Source organism: Deltaproteobacteria bacterium (assembly GCA_003194485.1).
Lineage (GTDB): Bacteria > Desulfobacterota > Dissulfuribacteria > Dissulfuribacterales > UBA3076 > UBA3076.
The window spans coordinates 49,576-67,003 of record PQXD01000010.1; the positions used below are offsets into that span (position 1 = coordinate 49,576).

The window sequence follows — 17,428 nt, forward strand, 5'->3', positions numbered from 1 at the left end:
ATATCCTCCAAGAACCTAAAGTGATCGGTTCCAGGTTCAAAGGTTATAGTTTACTGATATCCTGAACTTTATAACACATTTTGCTGACAGCCAGTCAGGGATCTTCAACCGGGAACCGTGAACGTTGAACCGTTCAACCCAATTATGACATATTTAACTATGAATTGTGGCTAAACTTGTGTCAAGAAACACTCTACGGTCCGAGGAGCTGAAAAGGCTCATCATGCATCATCAAAGCCGTGATTTTGTTATAAATACGGACCTGGACGCAGAGACAAGAGAAAAAATCCTGAGAAGGGCAGGGATTGTCGGCCGCGAGGTCTATCATTACACAAGTGCCGACAGGCTTATGTCCCTTGCAAGGCAAGCTATACTCCAGGCCGACGGCAACGGAACCGATCTTCCATCCGGCTGCATCTGGTGGGCGGACTCTCTTGCCCGGGCCAGGGGCAGAATGGGACGGATCTGGTGGGCCCCCGAAGGCGGGCTGTATTTATGCCTGGCCCTGTATCCATCACTTCTGACCCGGAACTGGTCATTTTACAATCTGGGAGCGGGAGTAGCTATTGCCCAGGTTCTGAGGGAAAGAGGGGTATCGGCAAAGATCCGTTGGATTAATGATGTATTGATAAATGGACGCAAGGTGGCCGGCATCCTCACGGAAGTGGTAAGAGCGCCCAACTCAGGCCAGACATATCTCCTCTTTGGCATAGGGATCAATGTAAATATGGAGACCTTCCCTGAAGATCTCGTATTTGCCACATCTCTTTCCATAGCTACATGTAAACACTGGTCCATAAAAGAGCTTGCAGCCCAGATCCTGGCACGGATCGGCTGGCTCTTCGGGCTTATCCACCAGTGGGAATCAGACTGCCTGGATGCCGAACCTGTTTGCGTGCCGCAAAACCCTGTGATAAGGGCATGGAATCTTCTGAGCGACACCCCGGGGCGCAGGGTGGTCTACGGACTGAATGCCGAACTCGACCCGGAGCTTGAAGCATTTGCCCAGGGACTTGCACCTGACGGAAGCCTCAGGCTGATCCTGGATAATGGTGAAGAGGTCAGGGTTAACTCAGGAGAGATCCGCTACGTTTAGGCCTGTTCCTGCAAATACGCCTCGATCAACGGATCCAGATTTCCGTTCAGCACATCACCCACATTGCCTATCTCTACGCCTGTGCGATGGTCCTTGACCAGTTGATAGGGCTGAAGCACATAGGACCTGATCTGGCTTCCCCAGGCTATCTCCTTCTTCTTGTCATGTACCTGCTGCTTTTCCGCGTCCTTCTTCGCCTTTTCCCGTTCAAAGAGCCTGGCCTGCAATATCTTCATGGCAATGGCACGGTTTTTATGCTGGGACCTCTGATTCTGACACTGGACAACTATCCCGGTTGGCAGGTGAGTGATGCGGACAGCGGAACTGGTCTTGTTAACGTGTTGCCCGCCGGCTCCACTGGCCCGGTACGTATCTATGCGCAGATCCTTTTCATTAATGTCAACTTCTATGGTCTCATCAAGTTCCGGAGCTACAAATACAGAGGCAAAGGAGGTATGCCGCCTCCCCGAAGCATCAAAGGGCGAAATGCGGACAAGGCGGTGCACACCGGCCTCAGACTTCAGGTAGCCGTATGCATAAAGTCCCTTGGCAAGAAATGTCACGCTCTTTGTGCCTGCCTCATCTCCAGGCATGAGATCCAGCATCTCGACCATGATCCCCCGCCTGTCACACCAGCGGAGATACATTCTAAGCAACATATCGGCCCAGTCCTGGGCCTCGGTCCCTCCTGCACCGGCATGAATTGTCACAATGGCATTATTGCGGTCGTGCGGATCTGAAAGGAGTCTTGAGAGTTCAAGCCTGCGTATCTCTTTATCAAGTCGTTTCGTTCCATCACTTACATCCTCAAGGGCGGATAAATCCTCTTCCTCTTCTGCCATTTCAAGCAGTAAGTGAAACTCTTCATACTGCCCGGAAAGGCCGTCCAAATTATCTTTTTGCTCTATCAGCAAAGAGCGCTCCTTTAATAATTCCCTGGACTTAGGGTCTTCCCAGAAATCCCTGCGGAGCATCTCCTTGTCTATTTCAGCAAGACGTTTATCCAGTCCCTCCCGATCAAAGATAACCCCTCAGGAGCTCTAAACGTCCGCCAAGGTCCTGCAAGCGCTCCTTTAATTCCTGTATATTTATTGTTGTTTTATCTGTAGTTGTATTCATTTTATACCTCCTTTGGAACTTTTCTCCAGAATGGAACTACGGCCCAAAATAGACAAAATAATAATAACCATATTTCTCCATATTTTACATAAAAAGTATGACCTTTGCGAAGGTGAATCCGCCCTTCTATATGATCTGGCTCAAACAGGGAAGTTTTTGCCGTTCTCACGCCGCATGGGCCGATCAGGGAACTGATACCCGTATTGGCTGCCCGAACCACCCACCTGCGGGTCTCGACAGCCCGGAATACCGACATGATCTCATGCTGATAAGGTGTCCCCGTACGGCCAAACCAGGCATCATTTGTGAGAACGGCCAGGAAGTTGGCCCCTTCCAGCACGGTTTCTCTGCTTAGGCTCGGGAATATGCTCTCAAAACATATCAATACGCCGATACGAAGGTCCCCGCAGGACAGGGGCCTGGATGTTATTCCCGCACTGAATTGGCCTACCGCAGGAATAAGGTCCCGGGCCCACGAGGTCACCCATCCCCAGGGAAGATACTCCCCGAATGGGACAAGATGCCTCTTGTCATATCTCCCTGCAACGGCACCGTCAGAATCAAGGACATAGACGCTGTTCAAGTATTCTGCTTTCCCCGCGCCATTGAAACGGTACGCTGGGCTCCCGAACAACAGGACAATATCAAGATCCCTCGCCACGGACCGCACCTTTTCGCTTAATGGACTTGGAACCTGGAAATAAAAAGGAGTGGCGGTCTCCGGCCAGACAACCAGTCCGGAAGATACCTTGACTCCATTGTCACTGCTCGCTCCTGAGTCATCGAATCCTTCAGCGGCCTTTGAACTGAGCCCGGCATAAGTGTTGAGCGTCGAGACCTGAAAGGCCGGATCCCACTTTCTATCCTGTGGAATCGCACCCTGTATGGCAGCAACCGCGAGCTCAGGGAGTCGATCATCATTATGAGCAACCTCCACCATACGCCATTTGCCGAAAAACCACAAACACACCAGGCAGGCCAGAAACAGGCATAGTTGCGTCAGGCCTACACGCCTGCTCTGCGAAAAGGCCGAATCCTCTGTGCCTGCATTCAGAATGCACTTGCAAAACTTCCAGATCAGTACGTTCAGCAAAACAATCAAAAAAGTAAGCCCGTAAGGCCCCCAAATCTCTGCTGTCTGGATCATGGATGGAACAGGTTCCAGAGTGTAGGCCAGATATCCCCATGGAAATCCGCTCAAGGCATGGCCCCTGGTCCATTCAAGCAGAGTCCAGGTTCCGGCAAGGGCAAGCGATGAAGGCAGGCGGGACCTGCCGGCAGTCCAATAACCTGTAAGGCCGGACCAGATGGCAGGATAAACAGCGAGATAGCACATCAGTAACCCGAACACTGGCCACGCAACCCAATCAGACAGATTCCCATATTGAGAAATGGTAGGCGATATCCACCACAGGAGTGTGCCGAAATGGACAATACCGGCCAGAAATCCCATCCGGCCCGCATAGCGCCATTCCCTGCCCCATACGGCCTCTATCAAGGGCGCAAGGGCAAATGCAGCTACAGGAAAACAGGAAAAAGGCGGAAAGCAGACACTCAACAGGAGACCTGAGAGTACGGCGGGAAACCAGGACACCTTGATTCCGACTATTTGCATATTAAGACGTCACCTGACGTCTCTAAACGGTTCTTTCACCCGTGTGTATCGTAGGAGTATAGAATCTGACGTTCCACTGGTATGCGCTTTTCAGGGAGCTTTGGAGGAGGCCAGTCAGAAGTCATTTTAAGGAGCCTGGACCTGGAAGGTATTGCATCCCAGCCATAGGCGACCGCCCTTTTCTTCCGGACATCCAGCAGGGCAGCTTCAAAAAGGCTGGCCTGGACCGCCCAGGGTATTATGTAATCAGGCTCAAGGAGCCGGGCTATCGCAATAGTACCCGATTCCCGGGTAACTACAGAACCCGGTCCGCCCCTGATAACCATGAGAAAGCGACCGTCAATATGCACCACCAGATCCGCAAGGGAGATTACTTTCCGGCTGTCTATCTCTAACAGGATCTCCCGGTCCAACTGGAAGTCAGAGATCCTGTAGCCGAGCTCCTCCGTCAGAAACGGGCCCATTTTCTGCCTGATCCTTTCCCTGTCCGTATCAAGCACGAGTTTTCCGGTAAAATAACATGGAATTTTTACGAATACCGAGGAATCGCAAGTAAGTGACATTATGTTTTACACCTCTTTTTACTCGATCTGTTCAAGCAGTTCTTCAGTTCGTACATATTCTGTGAACCACGGGTTCACCGAATATGTACTTCAGTTCCGGTAAAAACTTAACGCATCAAACGGATATTGTCCAATTCTGGCAGTACCATAGAAGTCAGTGTGTGGTGTCTGTGGGGCGCCTCTTCGGCCCGAATTGCAAAAAAGCGATTTCCTGTCAGTCATCGGCGGGATGAAACACAACGATTCCCAGGGGAGGCAGCGTGATGTTCAAGGAATGATAATGGCCGTGAGATGCCACGGGACTGGCGGGGACCCTCTCCATATTCCCCTGCCCGCTTCCCCCGTAAAGGGGTGCGTCACTGTTGATGGCCTCCTTCCACCAGCCCCCCAGGGGTACTCCGAGCCGGTAGTTGTGCCTGGGTACAGGGGTGAAATTGCAGGCACAGACGATGATATCCCCTGGGTCCCGGCCCTGCCGGAGAAAACTCAGGACACTCTGCTGGCTGTCGTGGCAGTCGATCCAGGCAAATCCGGCCGGCTCGAAGTCCTGCTCGAACAGGGCCCGCTTGCCTCTGAGAAAGGTGTTGAGATCCCGAACCCATCGCTGGAGTCCCTGGTGAGGGTCGTACTGGAGGAGATGCCACTCCAGGCTCGCATCGTAGTTCCATTCCGCCCACTGACCGAATTCGTCTCCCATAAAGAGGAGTTTCTTGCCGGGATGCAGATACATATAACCATAGAGGAGCCTCAGGTTCGCAAATTTCTGCCAGTCGTCTCCGGGCATCTTTCCGATCATGGACCCTTTGCCATGGACGACTTCATCATGGGAAAAGGGCAGGATGAAGTTTTCATTGAATGCGTAAAGGAGGCTGAAGGTGATGGTGTTGTGGTGATACTTCCGGTAGACCGGATCCTTTGAGAAATAGAGCAGGGTGTCGTGCATCCACCCCATGTTCCACTTAAACCCGAACCCAAGCCCTCCCAGATATGTCGGCCGGGATACCATGGGCCATGAGGTCGATTCCTCGGCCACGGTGATCACGTCGGGATACCGCTCGTAGACGAGCTCGTTGAAGCGTTTGAGGAAGGCCACGGCTTCGAGGTTCTCCCGCCCGCCGTACTCGTTGGGGATCCACTCTCCCTCTTTCCGGGAATAGTCGAGATACAACATGGACGCCACGGCATCCACCCGAAGCCCGTCGATATGATAGACCTCGAGCCAGAACAGGGCGTTCGTCAGGAGAAAGTTGCTTACCTCCCGGCGACCGTAGTTGAAGATGAACGTTCCCCAGTCCCGATGCTCTCCCTTGCGGGGGTCCGCATGCTCGTAAAGGTGCGTGCCGTCGAAGAATCCGAGGCCGTGCCCATCCCGGGGAAAATGGGCCGGAACCCAATCGAGGATCACCCCAATCCCGTTCTGGTGGAAGACATCCACGAAATACATAAAATCCTGAGGGGTTCCGAAGCGGCTGGTGGGAGCAAAGTATCCGATTGTCTGGTAACCCCAGGACGCATCCAGGGGATGTTCACTCACCGGGAGGAGTTCCACATGGGTAAACCCCATCTTTCTGACGTATTCTGCGAGTTTCGGGGCGAGTTCGCGATAGGTGAGCCAGCGGTTTCCCTCCTCTGGATTCCGCATCCAGGAACCGAGATGGACTTCATAGATTGCCATCGGCGCATCGAGCGCATGGCGGCGCCCCCGTTCCGCCAGCCAATCCTGATCGCCCCACTCGTATCCCGACAGATCCCATACCATGGAGGCGCTTTGCGGCCTTATCTCACACGCGAAGGCATAGGGATCCGCCTTGTCGCCCCGATGCCCGTTGGCATTAGATGTAATCGCGTACTTATAGAGTGCCCCCTTGTCCACTCCGGGGATGAATCCCTCCCAGATGCCGGCGTCACCGCGACTCCTGAGGGGGTGCGTCCCTGCCTTCCAGCCGTTGAAGTCGCCGACGACGGAGACGTCTCGGGCATTGGGTGCCCATACCGCGAACCAGGTTCCTCTTTCGCCGTCCACTTCAGCAGGATGGGCACCGAGCTTCTCCCAGGCACGATAGTGCCTCCCTTCGATGAGGAGATGGAGGTCGTAGTCGGTGAGAAAATATCGTTGCTCTTCCTTCATACGTTTTGTCCTCTCACACATCCTCGATCAGGAGCAGGATTTTGGACCCGATGGCCCAGGAGCTTCCCGGGTCTCCCGGCGCGGCGCGCAGGGTACCCCCTCCCTTTCCTGTTGGTGATGCCGATATAGTTTATATTGTATCACGATGCCTTTCTCTATGATAGGCCTTAAGATCTTCAAGGCATTCGACGCATTTTTCTGGTTCTTCGCTCCCGTGGCCACTGTGAGAGTTGCCATCCGTGCCCTGCCGCAGGAGCGGTTTGCCTTTTGCAGGGTTTTGGGTAGCGGGCCGGATTGCACTGTCTCTCCGGTCTGCGATGAGTGAGCTTTGAAACCCGTAAAAAGGTAACCGCTTCAAGGCAGGATATAACGGGTTCAGCAAGTATTTACAATTGTTAGATAAAAATATCTTTGATTTCAATTGTCCATCAGCTCCAACTTCCTGCCTTAAATTTTGGACGGTATAAAATTATTTTTTGGAACCAGATGGCTTTAATCGTCCGTAAAAAGCAGGAAAACGGATTTCTAATTCTATAAAAAAGGAGCATAGGTGCGGAATTAATTTATTGACTCTGTAACGAGAATTGTATAATCAAATTATAGCAAAAAAGGATTCCTTTCCACAGAATCAGGGACCATAGAGGTGAATCATGAGCCAGTACAAGATACATCCCATTGTAATGGGAACAAAGATCTTTGATAAAGGTATGATGACCTATCAACATGGCTATGGACAACCTTATACCATACCTATCTATTGCTGGTATCTGGAAGGCGGCGACCGGAAGGTCCTGGTAGATACGGGAGAAATGAGTCCGCTGCAGACTGAGGATAGAGAAAGATCTATTGGAGGAAAGATCTATAAATTTGAGGAAGGTCTGGGCCTCTGGGGCCTGACTCCGGAGGCTATCGACATCGTTATCCATACCCATTTGCATAATGATCATTGCGAAAACGACTACAAGTGCACTAACGCCACATTCTACGTACATGAGAAAGAACTGGAGCGGATACACAATCCCCATCCTTTGGATTTCCGATATCTGGAAGACTATATCCTGGACGTGGAAGAGGCCGGACAGATCAAAACGTTAACCGGAGATGAGGAAATCCTTCCGGGAATCCGTGTCATCCATACGCCGGCTCATACAGAGGGAGGGTTAACGGTACTGATAGATACCTCTCAAGGGAAAGCGGCCATAACAGGATTCTGTATAATCATGGAAAACTTCTATCCCCCAAAAGAGATAACGGCAATGGAGATGGATGTTATCCCGCCCGGGACCCATGTCAATGTATACGAGGCATATGACATAGTGCTAAAAGTCAGAGATATGGCCGATATACTTCTGCCGCTTCATGAACCCAAATTCGCCTCTATTGACACAATACCGGAGGGAAAAGAGTGATATCCATAAGGCTTAAGAGTGACTGTGTCACGGGTTTATTAGAGGCCTTCGGGGGGAATAGTGATGAGTCTTTTGGAAACATCTATAATAATGGCAGGATCCGTACTGATTGGCACTACAGCCTGTTCAGGGCTTGAGGCCGCTGAAGGATATCCTTCTTATCGACTCACTGTTGTCTTCAACAACATACCTTATGCCACAAACCTCCGGACCGGCTGGGGTTTTGCGTGCCTGATTGAAGGCTTCCAGCAGACTATCCTCTTTGATACTGGCAGTGACGGGGATATTCTCCTTTCCAATATGAAAGGCTTGGGTATTGATCCAGGAACAGTCAGTGCAGTGGTCCTTTCTCACATCCATGCGGATCACTGTGGTGGTCTGGAGAGATTTCTCCGGCGCAATCCAAAGGTTACAGTGTACCTGCCAGAGTCCTTTCCTGTTTCATTCATCCAGGCAATTCAGGACACCGGAGCGCATGTCAGAAAAGTGGGTAAACCGGCACAGCTTTTACCCCATGTTTACTCAACAGGGGAGATGGGCGAATGGATCAGAGAGCAGAGCCTGATCCTGGAAACTCCAAAAAATCTTGTTATTATAACAGGTTGTGCGCATCCAGGCATAGTACACATAGTTGAGAAGGCGAAGGACCTGCTCAAAAAAGATATTTACATGGTGGTTGGAGGATTTCATCTCGCCGGGACATCCACCACCCGAATTCGCGAAATCATCCAGGGACTGAAGGATCTCGGTGTAGAGAAGGTCGCTCCGAGCCACTGTACCGGAGAGGAAGCCATAGGCCTCTTCAAAAAGAGCTGGGGTAAGGACTTTGTTGAAGGTGGCTGTGGGGCTGTCATCCCTCTTGGCGCGGATTCCTTTGATTCCCTGTAATATAAGTTTTATCCAGTTGACTAAAGAGGTATTTTGATCACCTCAATGGGTTCGACAAGGCCACCCAATTTTTTCTGTAAATACTCTTATGAACCCGTTATATCCTGCCTTGAACCGGTTACCTTTTTCCGGGTTTCAAAGCTAATTCGTTGCCCTTACCAGAGGCGGTGCAATCCGGCCCGCGATCGAAACCCTGCAAAAGGCAAACCGCTCCTGCGGCAGGGCACGGATGGCAACCGTTCACGGGAAGGGGATATTTCTTTGAACAGTTTAACGGAAGCCCCCGTAGTTTTCTTGGCTTTTGCTGTGGGGAAACCCCGGCTCCTGAGCGCAGCGAAGGAGAACGGGGAGGGGGCAAGACTCCCCCATGTCAAAAGCCTTAAGAAAACAAGGGGCTGAAGTGTGAAGTGAAAAGAAATATCCCCTTCCAGTGAACGGTTATGTAGGGTCACGGGTTCACCGGATATTTACTTTTTTCTTGGCTTAAATCTTGCTTAATCAGCCATTTCGGTGATTATGCATGCGGAAATACTTATTGAACTTGATGAGGATGATGGACAGGCGCTGGTAAGTAAGTTATGATTCGTTTTGGTACTCGATTGCCAGATCATTTTCACCAGGAGGACAGTATGTCTGAGCCGACCAGGAAAGATAAAGAAAGGGCGGTAGATATAGCCATTACCCAAATACAGAAACAGTTTGGGAAAGGAGCCGTAATGAGGCTTGGGGACCGAGGAGGTGTGGAAGATATCGCTGTAATTCCAACGGGCTCCATTGCGATTGACCTGGCAACCGGTGTTGGAGGCATACCTCGGGGCAGGATAACAGAGGTATTCGGCCCTGAGTCTTCAGGAAAGACCACCCTGGCCCTGCACCTGATCGCCGAAGCCCAGAAGCAGGGTGGCATAGCTGCCTTTGTTGATGCAGAACATGCCATGGACCCGGTATATGCCGGCAAGCTTGGCGTAAATACCGACGACCTCCTGATCTCTCAGCCGGATTATGGTGAGCAGGCGCTCGAAATAGTTGATGCCCTGGTGCGCAGTGGAGCAGTGGATATCATAGCAGTGGATTCCGTGGCTGCCCTGGTCCCAAAGGCGGAGATAGAAGGTGAAATGGGAGATCAGCATATGGGCCTTCAGGCCCGGCTGATGTCTCAGGCCCTCAGGAAACTCACGGCCAATATCAATCGCACCAAGACCGCTCTGATCTTCATAAACCAGATCCGCATGAAAATAGGGGTGATGTTCGGCAGTCCCGAGACCACAACAGGTGGAAATGCCCTCAAGTTCTATTCAACCATGAGGATGGACATAAGGCGTATAGCTTCTATCAAGGAAGGGGCGGACCTTATCGGAAACCGGACCAGGGTAAAGATAGTCAAAAACAAGATAGCTCCTCCGTTCAAAACCGCCGAGTTTGATATATTCTACGGTGAAGGAATTTCCAGGGAAGGCTCCCTGATCGACCTGGCCGCGGCAGTGGATATAATCGAAAAAAGCGGTGCATGGTATTCATACGATGGTGAAAGACTTGGGCAAGGTCGTGAAAATGTGCGGACCTTTCTGAAGGCCCATCCGGATGTTGCAGACCGAATAGAGCAGCAGGTGAGGGAGGCATACGAGCTTAAAAAACCCGGGCTTCAGGAGCAGGTCGAGGAATCCGTCTGATTTCTATTGGATGGACTAATGAACAGCTAAAAGATGAACATCGAACATCGAACGTCCAACATCGAATGTTGAATGGGGGAAAAGACTTATGATCTGGAAGAAAGGCGGCTAATTATTGCAGGAGACCGTATATCAGTATACCTCAGCCTTTAACCTAAATGGCTAACATACAAAAATAGCCGTTGAATGTTCGGTATTGGATATTCGTTTTTCATTCGATGTTGGACGTTCGATGTTCGATGTTGGACGTTCATCTTTTTTTATGTCTTGTTTCGTGTTTTCGTACCTTCGTGTTTTCGTGATTAACTTTGAGTAGTTCTTGACCATACAGATCCAAAAATCTAAACAGGCTCTGCCCATGAAGAAGTTGTCCGGTAAGCAGATTCGCAGTCTCTTTTTAGATTTCTTTTCAAGAAATGGCAGCGAGATAATCCCAAGTTCCCCGCTAATCCCGGCGGAAGACCCTTCACTCCTCTTCACGAATTCAGGCATGGTACAGTTCAAGAAGGTATTTCTTGGCGAAGAGACAAGGTCTTATACGCGCGCGGCCTCTTGCCAGAAATGCGTGAGGGCCGGAGGCAAACACAACGATCTTGAAAACGTTGGATACACCGCCCGTCACCATACTTTTTTTGAAATGCTGGGAAATTTTTCCTTTGGGGACTACTTCAAAAGAGAGGCAATTTCCTTTGCCTGGGATTTCCTTACAAAAGAAATCGAGCTGCCTGTAGAAGATCTGTGGGTCACGGTATTCCGGGAAGATGACGAAGCGGCAAAATTCTGGCCTGAGATAACCGGCATTTCCCCTGATCGTGTGGTTCGCCTCGGGGAAGAAGACAATTTCTGGGCCATGGGTGATACCGGGCCCTGTGGACCCTGCTCGGAGATACTCGTCGATCAGGGACCGGATGTAGGTTGTGGCAGGCCGGACTGCAAAGTGGGCTGTGACTGCGATCGCTTTCTTGAACTCTGGAACCTGGTGTTCATGCAGTTCTTCCGGGATGAATCCGGCAGAATGACCCCCCTCCCAACTCCGTGTATCGATACCGGTCTGGGGCTTGAACGCATGGCCGCGATATGCCAGGGGAGGCAGAGTAATTACGATACCGACATCTTCGCAGGCCTGATAGCATGCATAGAAGAGCTGTCAGGCCGGACCTACGGCAAAGACAGGCAATCAGACGTGGCGATTAAGGTCATAGCTGACCATACAAGGGCCAGTACCTTTTTGATCGCGGATGGACTCATCCCCTCCAATGAGGGAAGGGGATATGTATTAAGGCGTATTATCCGCAGGGCAGTCCGATACGGAAAAGTCATCGGGCTTAAGGATCCCTTCATAAGTTCTGTGGCTGACGTCGTTGTCAGGGAAATGGGTGAGACCTATCCGGAACTGAAAAAGGCCTCGGCATTTCTGGGGAAGGTCATAGACCACGAGGAGTCCCGCTTTGCAGAGACACTTGAATTTGGGCTGCGCTTTCTTGACGAGGAGATAGCCAAACTCAAGAAGGAACACAAGACCCAAATCTCAGGGAATTTTGCCTTTAAGCTCCATGACACCTATGGCTTACCTGTAGATATACTCCTTGATGTGGCCAGGGAAGAGGATATGGGGCTTGACCGGGATGGTTATGAACGAGCCCGGTCAGAGCAGAGGGAGCGGTCGAGAAAGGCGCGCCATGATACGGTTACTGAAGAATTGCCGCAGGTATACAGGGAGTTGTTGAGTTCAAATCTGGGTAACAGATTCATAGGGTATGATACCACATCCCACAAATCAGAGATTCTTGCCCTTTTAAAGCAGGGCCGGCCGATCCAGCGAGCTCCAGCCGGATGGTGCGGAGAGCTCATTGCCGCGGAAACGCCATTTTATGCGGAGTCAGGCGGCCAGGTAGGTGACAGGGGTTGGGTGGAAGGGCCTTCGGGCAGGGCCGAAGTAATAGACACCTTCCACAAGGGAGACCTCATAGTACACAGTATAGAGGTAAGACATGGTTATCTGGAGTCAGGAGATTCCATAAAGCTTGAGGTGTCAGAGAATCTCAGAAAAGATACTGCCCGCAACCACACCGCCACCCACCTTCTCCACAGTGCCCTCAGGCAAGTCCTTGGAGAACATGTGAAGCAGGCGGGCTCCATGGTAGCCCCGGACAGGCTGCGTTTTGATTTTACCCACTTTTCTGCCTTGACACCGGATGAGATCAGAGAGGTTGAAGACCTGGTAAATGAACAGATCAGAGAGGACAGAGAAGTCAAAACAGAGATCCTTTCCTATAAAGAGGCCATGGCCTGTGATGCAATGGCCCTGTTCGGGGAAAAGTACGGAGAGACTGTTCGCCTGGTGAGTGTCCCGGATTTCAGCAAGGAACTCTGTGGCGGTACCCACGTTTCCCGTACAGGGCAAATAGGTCTTTTCAAGATCATCAGCGAATCCAGTGTGGCTTCGGGAATGCGGAGGCTTGAGGCCTGTACCGCCCAAACCGCTTTGGACTTTGTGCATGAATTGGAAGAAGCGGTTTCCATCATCACCTTTCAACTGAAGTGCCCCAGATGGGAGGCTTCCAAAAAGGTTGCAAGACTCCTTGAGATGACAAAGGACCTGGAGAAGCAGCTCCAGCAGGCTAAAAAGGTCCGCGCCACGCAGGGGCTGGATAAGTTGTTATCCGGGACCCGGGAAATTAACCACATTAAGGTACTCTCTGCACGAGTTGAAGCAGAAAACGTCAGGTCCCTGAGGGACCTGGGAGACAGGCTCAGGGATAAGATTGGTTCGGGGGTCATAGTGATAGGATCGCGGGCCGACGGCAAGGCCCTGCTACTGGTCCTTGTAACCAAAGATCTCACTGACCGGCTGCATGCAGGAAATATGATCAAACAGGTAGCCCGGATAATCGGCGGAAGCGGAGGAGGGCGCCCTGAAATGGCGCAGGCAGGCGGCCCGAAACCGGAAAGGCTCGAAGAGGCCCTTGAGGCAGTCTATGATATCGTACACACAAAACTATCCCTGGATTATTGAGAAGTTATGACATGTCCCCACAACTAGCTGAATTTACTATAGTTTGTCTCAAGCGCTGCAAAAGATCAGTCAAGTGCAGTTCTTGCAGTAAGCCCTTTTTGTTCAAATTGTTTGCTGGTTTCTCCAAGCAGGTAATCGGCCAATCCTATGCAGCCAATGTAGTTTCTAAAGTTACAGATGGTGGCCTCATCTAGTCCGGTATCAGTTGCTTCAATATCCAGTCTGCAAAATTCCCCAAAAAGTCGGGCAGGAAAAAAGAGAGGAGAAGACCAAGGAGGATTCCAATAAGAATAAACCCGATATACTGCCTGCTTTTCTTTTTGAAAACAGCCAGGGAGTGAGGCCCCATCCGTTTCTTTTCTGTCGGGCTGCCTGCTGTGGCCTGTCTGAAGAGCCAGAGGATGCCCTGTATAACAGGGAGTATCCACTGCACTTTTATGGCCCTGAGAATGGAAAAAAACTTACTTTTTGATTTTTGAATAATCACCTTTGATGAATGAAGAACTGCGTTAATGTCGGCAATTACTTTACCGGCAGGAAGGCTTTCGAGTTCCTTTTCATGGTCTTTCAGTATGTCTTTAGAGGTAAGGGAATACTCTTGATCAAAATTTCCCTCGGATTTGGATCGCCAATCTTCGTAATCCTTCCAGAAATCATCGGAAGGGATTACTTCGCATAATCTGCCTTTTAGCATCTCGCGGGTATTTATAAGACCCATCAAGTAGTCATGTTTCCGCCATCTCCTGTCAAGAAAGCCAGCAAAATTGGCAAGTTTTGCCCCGGCAAGCTCACCATATTCTTTGATATCATTGTAGATTTTTATTACTTTTATTTTTCCATGCGCCAGGTCTAAAACCTTCGCCTTTCAGGCGAAAGGCTTCAGCAGTTAAGGGATCGTGGTAAACTTGCTCATGGGAGGTTATCGCCATAAGCAAAGAATATCGCAAGGGGCCTCACACGATCTATGATATCCAGTATCATTTCGTATGGGTTACGAAATATCGTTATCATGTTTTGAAAGGAGAAGTGGCTTTTAGAACCAGGGAGATAATCCGTCAGACTTGTGAGGCCCGCAATATTACAATTCTTAATGGTCATGTTAGCAGGGATCATGTTCATCTGCATGTTTCATGTCCTCCAGAACTTGCTCCGAGCAAGATAGTTCAATATGTGAAAGGACGAAGTTCTCGACTGATTCAGCAAGAATTTCCGCATTTGCGTAAGAGATATTGGGGAAGGCATCTTTGGGCTCGCGGCTATTTTTGTGCAACAGTTGGGAATGTTACAGAAAAAATGATAGCCGCTTATATTGCAAGCCAAGAAAAGGCGAGCCCTAAAGAGGCCTTCACTATTGCTAATGACTAAAGATTGAACCATGTTAGACTTTCAGTCGTATAAGAAATCTACCTGCTTTCAGCAGGTAGTGGTTTAATCGTTCTCGGGTTTCCAGGCCGCCTGCAGCGTGAACTGCCTCATTGAGAAGGACATAACACTTGATCTTGGCCAAGATCTGGTCATCCTTGATGACCTCCTTCAGCCTTTTCATAAAATTCTGAAATGCCCCATTTGCCTTGCTCAAGGCCTTTTCAAGGGCTGCTTCCGATTCTTTAAACCTCTTCCATGTCCTATTAGATATTTTTTGGTCTTTCTTATGGTCGCGCTCCACCCAAAAGGCTATTTGCCTGAAGAGTAACTGGGCTTCTTTTATTGCTGCAGCTTTTTTATCAAAGTCTTTAAGGACCTTCCGGATCTCTTGGTCTTCTTTCAGTTGTTTGATCATATCGGACGAAAGAATTTTTTTGATCGTTTTATCATAGAGGCTGTCTGCGAATGTCCTTGGAAGGTCCAGGGGAGGGATTTCGGACAGAATAAGTTCCTGCTTTTCCTTAAGGCGATCTTTCTCTTCCTGAGAAAGGAGATTTTTCCTTATAAACAGGTAGCGGATCAGGGTGATACATTTTAGATAATCGGGCAAGAAGCGGTGAAGGCGCGAGGTTAGGACATTATCTTTGAAGGTTTCAAACAGGGAACCGGAAAGCCTGGAAGAATCGAGAAGTTCCCAGACATCTTCAAGAAGACGCTTGATCTGCATAAGCTGATGGTTGATCTTCTGGATACGTCTGAGGTCATGATAGATCGTTTCCGCTCCCCGGGCCTCCAGCACTGCCATTACCGTCTCTGCCGGATCCGGAGGGGTGTCGGGGTCTGTTGCCCATTCCGGATGCCTTCTTTGATAGCTCTGGGGTTTGGGCTCCACAAAGAAGTACCACCAGTCTCCTTCATGGCGACTTGACTGCATGTGGTCAATGGCATGTCCGAGGGGTTTGTTATCCAAAACTCCGCCGTCGAAATACCAGAAGTGGAGAGGTTTATCCCTTCTCCCGGTTTCTTTATACCACTGGATGTTTTCTTTTGAAAAGCTCGGGCTCAGCGTAAATTGTGGAGGAAATGCAACAGGGAAGGTGGATGTGATTCGCGCAGCCTTGGCGATCCTTTCCTGAACCTGCCGATCTTCGTCTTTTATGTCCTTTTCAGAAAAGACAAAAACCTCGGTATGTCTGGTGGTAGAGAATGCCCTTTCGGCAAATTTCTTGGTAGCTGTGAAGTCATGCTCCACAGGGACCGCATCAAAGAAACCCTGCATGTTGGTTGCGGTGATGAGTATCTTGAGGTCTTCAGACAATCCATTCTTACCTTCCTTGAGCTTAAGAAAACGGATGACCTCGTCCTCAAGAATATCATTATTCAGGAGAGAACGTACTTTCTGGCCTCGCCGGTACCGGATAGTGGACAGGTCCGCCACATCGAACCATATCCTGCGCATTTCCCGGATATGGCGTGAAGGATCCTCCGAGTTTACCAGAGCGGAAGAGAGAAGTATCGCAGCCAGCCCGCCTGCTGATGTTCCAGAAATAACACGGACATTTATGTCCAGATTATTAAGGTCCTCGTGCTGGTGTCTTCTTTCCCTGCAGAATTGAAGAAAGCGAAGAAATTCCTCCGCCACTCCGGCCTCAAAAACGGCAAGAGAAACCCCTCCATAAAAGGTCATGGCCAAGTTGATCTTTTTCATTTCATTTTTTGTTTTTTCGATATTCATCAAGGTTCTCTTGGCAAGTTGTGCCTGACATCTCTATAAATAGTATCCAAAGCTATCAAGCCATGTCTCCAATACAACTCCTCTCTCTTCTGATCTTTCAAATCCAGTTACACGTTGCCGGACAAGCGGTTCATTTTCAGGATCAGGTATATGGTAAGCTTTTCAAAATCCGAATAACCGGGCCAGGGAATATCTATAGCCTCCACGGTACCATCACACTTGCACAAGGCACCTTTTGAAAAGTGTCAGGTTTCATCCCTAACAATTGATCAGACATGTTCATAATCTGTTCGGCTACTCTATCCGCTTCCTGCTCGTACTTGTCATTAGGCTGATCGATGGTTAGTTTGGGTTAGATTGACAGGCGCGCTACCATCCGAGGTTTCATCAAGTATTTGATAGCATACTAACAAGGTTAACGAAAGAAAGGTAGTCCCGAACGGTTCACCCTGTTAAACAAGGTTCCTTCGGGAAATTCAACAAGGTGAACTGTAAATATTCTGTGAACTCTGAACCTATGAACGCTTACGGACGACGTAACAAAAATTGTCATAAGGAGGAAAATATGGAAAATAAAGAGAAAGAATGGGTGTGTGCTCATTGCGGTTATACAGCTTCAGGCAGATTCGCGGGAGACATCTGTCCTCAGTGCAACCAGACTTACTGGAAATGCTCAAGGTGCGGCTTTCTCATTACAGCGGCAGTGCCGCCGGACATTTGTCCTTCATGCGGCGAGAAGTGCGATTTTGGGAATGTTACATGTTACACGCCGGAGTGCGGAGGACCAGGCCACGTTGATACACGCCTGTAGGTCATAAAGTCGT

General features: G+C 49.9%; 14 protein-coding genes. 8 read left to right on the forward strand and 6 right to left on the reverse strand.

The window, feature by feature from the left end:
* Positions 1-223: 223 nt before the first annotated feature.
* Positions 224-1,096, forward strand: a complete 873-nt coding sequence (locus tag C4B57_07110; GenBank protein ID PXF54423.1) for a biotin--[acetyl-CoA-carboxylase] ligase — start codon at positions 224-226, stop codon at positions 1,094-1,096.
* Here the strand turns inward: C4B57_07110 and C4B57_07115 are convergent.
* The 4 genes from C4B57_07115 to C4B57_07130 all read right to left on the reverse strand — a co-directional run bounded on the left by C4B57_07115 (position 1,093) and on the right by C4B57_07130 (position 6,521).
* Positions 1,093-2,215 (reverse strand): peptide chain release factor 2 gene (locus C4B57_07115; GenBank protein PXF54424.1). Its coding sequence is split into 2 segments (ribosomal slippage): positions 1,093-2,118 and positions 2,120-2,215, totalling 1,122 coding nucleotides; the frame shifts between segments, so codons are not numbered across the junction. The two genes, C4B57_07110 and C4B57_07115, sit on opposite strands and share 4 nt — an antisense overlap.
* Before the next feature lies 1 nt (position 2,216).
* Positions 2,217-3,830 carry an apolipoprotein N-acyltransferase gene (gene lnt / locus C4B57_07120; protein ID PXF54425.1) on the reverse strand — a complete coding sequence of 538 codons (1,614 nt, stop codon included), beginning with the start codon at positions 3,828-3,830 and terminating at the stop codon, positions 2,217-2,219.
* 35 nt (positions 3,831-3,865) lie between these two features.
* Entirely contained in the window at positions 3,866-4,330 is a 465-nt protein-coding gene (locus C4B57_07125) for a hypothetical protein (protein ID PXF54426.1), read from the reverse strand.
* Positions 4,331-4,607: 277 nt separating this feature from the next.
* On the reverse strand, positions 4,608-6,521 hold the full coding sequence (locus C4B57_07130; GenBank protein PXF54427.1) for a 1,4-alpha-glucan branching enzyme: 1,914 nt from the start codon (positions 6,519-6,521) through the stop codon (positions 4,608-4,610).
* A gap of 650 nt (positions 6,522-7,171) precedes the next feature.
* Here C4B57_07130 and C4B57_07135 point away from each other — a divergent pair.
* From C4B57_07135 to C4B57_07155, 5 genes are all read left to right on the forward strand, one after another.
* On the forward strand, positions 7,172-7,930 hold the full coding sequence (locus C4B57_07135) for an MBL fold metallo-hydrolase (protein PXF54428.1): 759 nt from the start codon (positions 7,172-7,174) through the stop codon (positions 7,928-7,930).
* Between the two features lie 63 nt (positions 7,931-7,993).
* Positions 7,994-8,818: an MBL fold metallo-hydrolase gene (locus tag C4B57_07140; protein PXF54429.1), complete on the forward strand. Its 825-nt coding sequence runs from the start codon at positions 7,994-7,996 to the stop codon at positions 8,816-8,818.
* A gap of 45 nt (positions 8,819-8,863) precedes the next feature.
* A complete protein-coding gene (locus tag C4B57_07145; protein ID PXF54430.1) occupies positions 8,864-9,217 on the forward strand; it encodes a hypothetical protein in 354 nt (117 codons plus the stop codon).
* A 230-nt stretch (positions 9,218-9,447) separates the two neighbouring features.
* The gene (gene recA, locus C4B57_07150) at positions 9,448-10,488 is read left to right on the forward strand and encodes a recombinase RecA (GenBank protein PXF54431.1); all 1,041 of its coding nucleotides are present in this window, start codon (positions 9,448-9,450) and stop codon (positions 10,486-10,488) included.
* Between the two features lie 367 nt (positions 10,489-10,855).
* Positions 10,856-13,504 (forward strand): alanine--tRNA ligase, encoded by a 2,649-nt coding sequence (locus C4B57_07155; protein ID PXF54472.1) that lies wholly within the window; start codon positions 10,856-10,858, stop codon positions 13,502-13,504.
* A 190-nt stretch (positions 13,505-13,694) separates the two neighbouring features.
* Here the strand turns inward: C4B57_07155 and C4B57_07160 are convergent, their stop codons facing one another.
* Positions 13,695-14,222 (reverse strand): hypothetical protein, encoded by a 528-nt coding sequence (locus C4B57_07160; protein PXF54432.1) that lies wholly within the window; start codon positions 14,220-14,222, stop codon positions 13,695-13,697.
* A 209-nt stretch (positions 14,223-14,431) separates the two neighbouring features.
* On the opposite strand from C4B57_07160, the gene C4B57_07165 reads away from it, so the two are divergent.
* Positions 14,432-14,869 carry an IS200/IS605 family transposase gene (locus C4B57_07165; GenBank protein PXF54433.1) on the forward strand — a complete coding sequence of 146 codons (438 nt, stop codon included), beginning with the start codon at positions 14,432-14,434 and terminating at the stop codon, positions 14,867-14,869.
* Positions 14,870-14,882: 13 nt separating this feature from the next.
* Here C4B57_07165 and C4B57_07170 read toward each other — a convergent pair whose 3' ends face one another.
* A complete protein-coding gene (locus C4B57_07170; GenBank protein ID PXF54434.1) occupies positions 14,883-16,604 on the reverse strand; it encodes a hypothetical protein in 1,722 nt (573 codons plus the stop codon).
* Positions 16,605-17,169: 565 nt separating this feature from the next.
* On the opposite strand from C4B57_07170, the gene C4B57_07175 reads away from it, so the two are divergent.
* Complete coding sequence (locus C4B57_07175; protein ID PXF54435.1) at positions 17,170-17,415, forward strand: hypothetical protein; 246 nt, start codon at positions 17,170-17,172, stop codon at positions 17,413-17,415.
* Positions 17,416-17,428 lie beyond the last annotated feature (13 nt).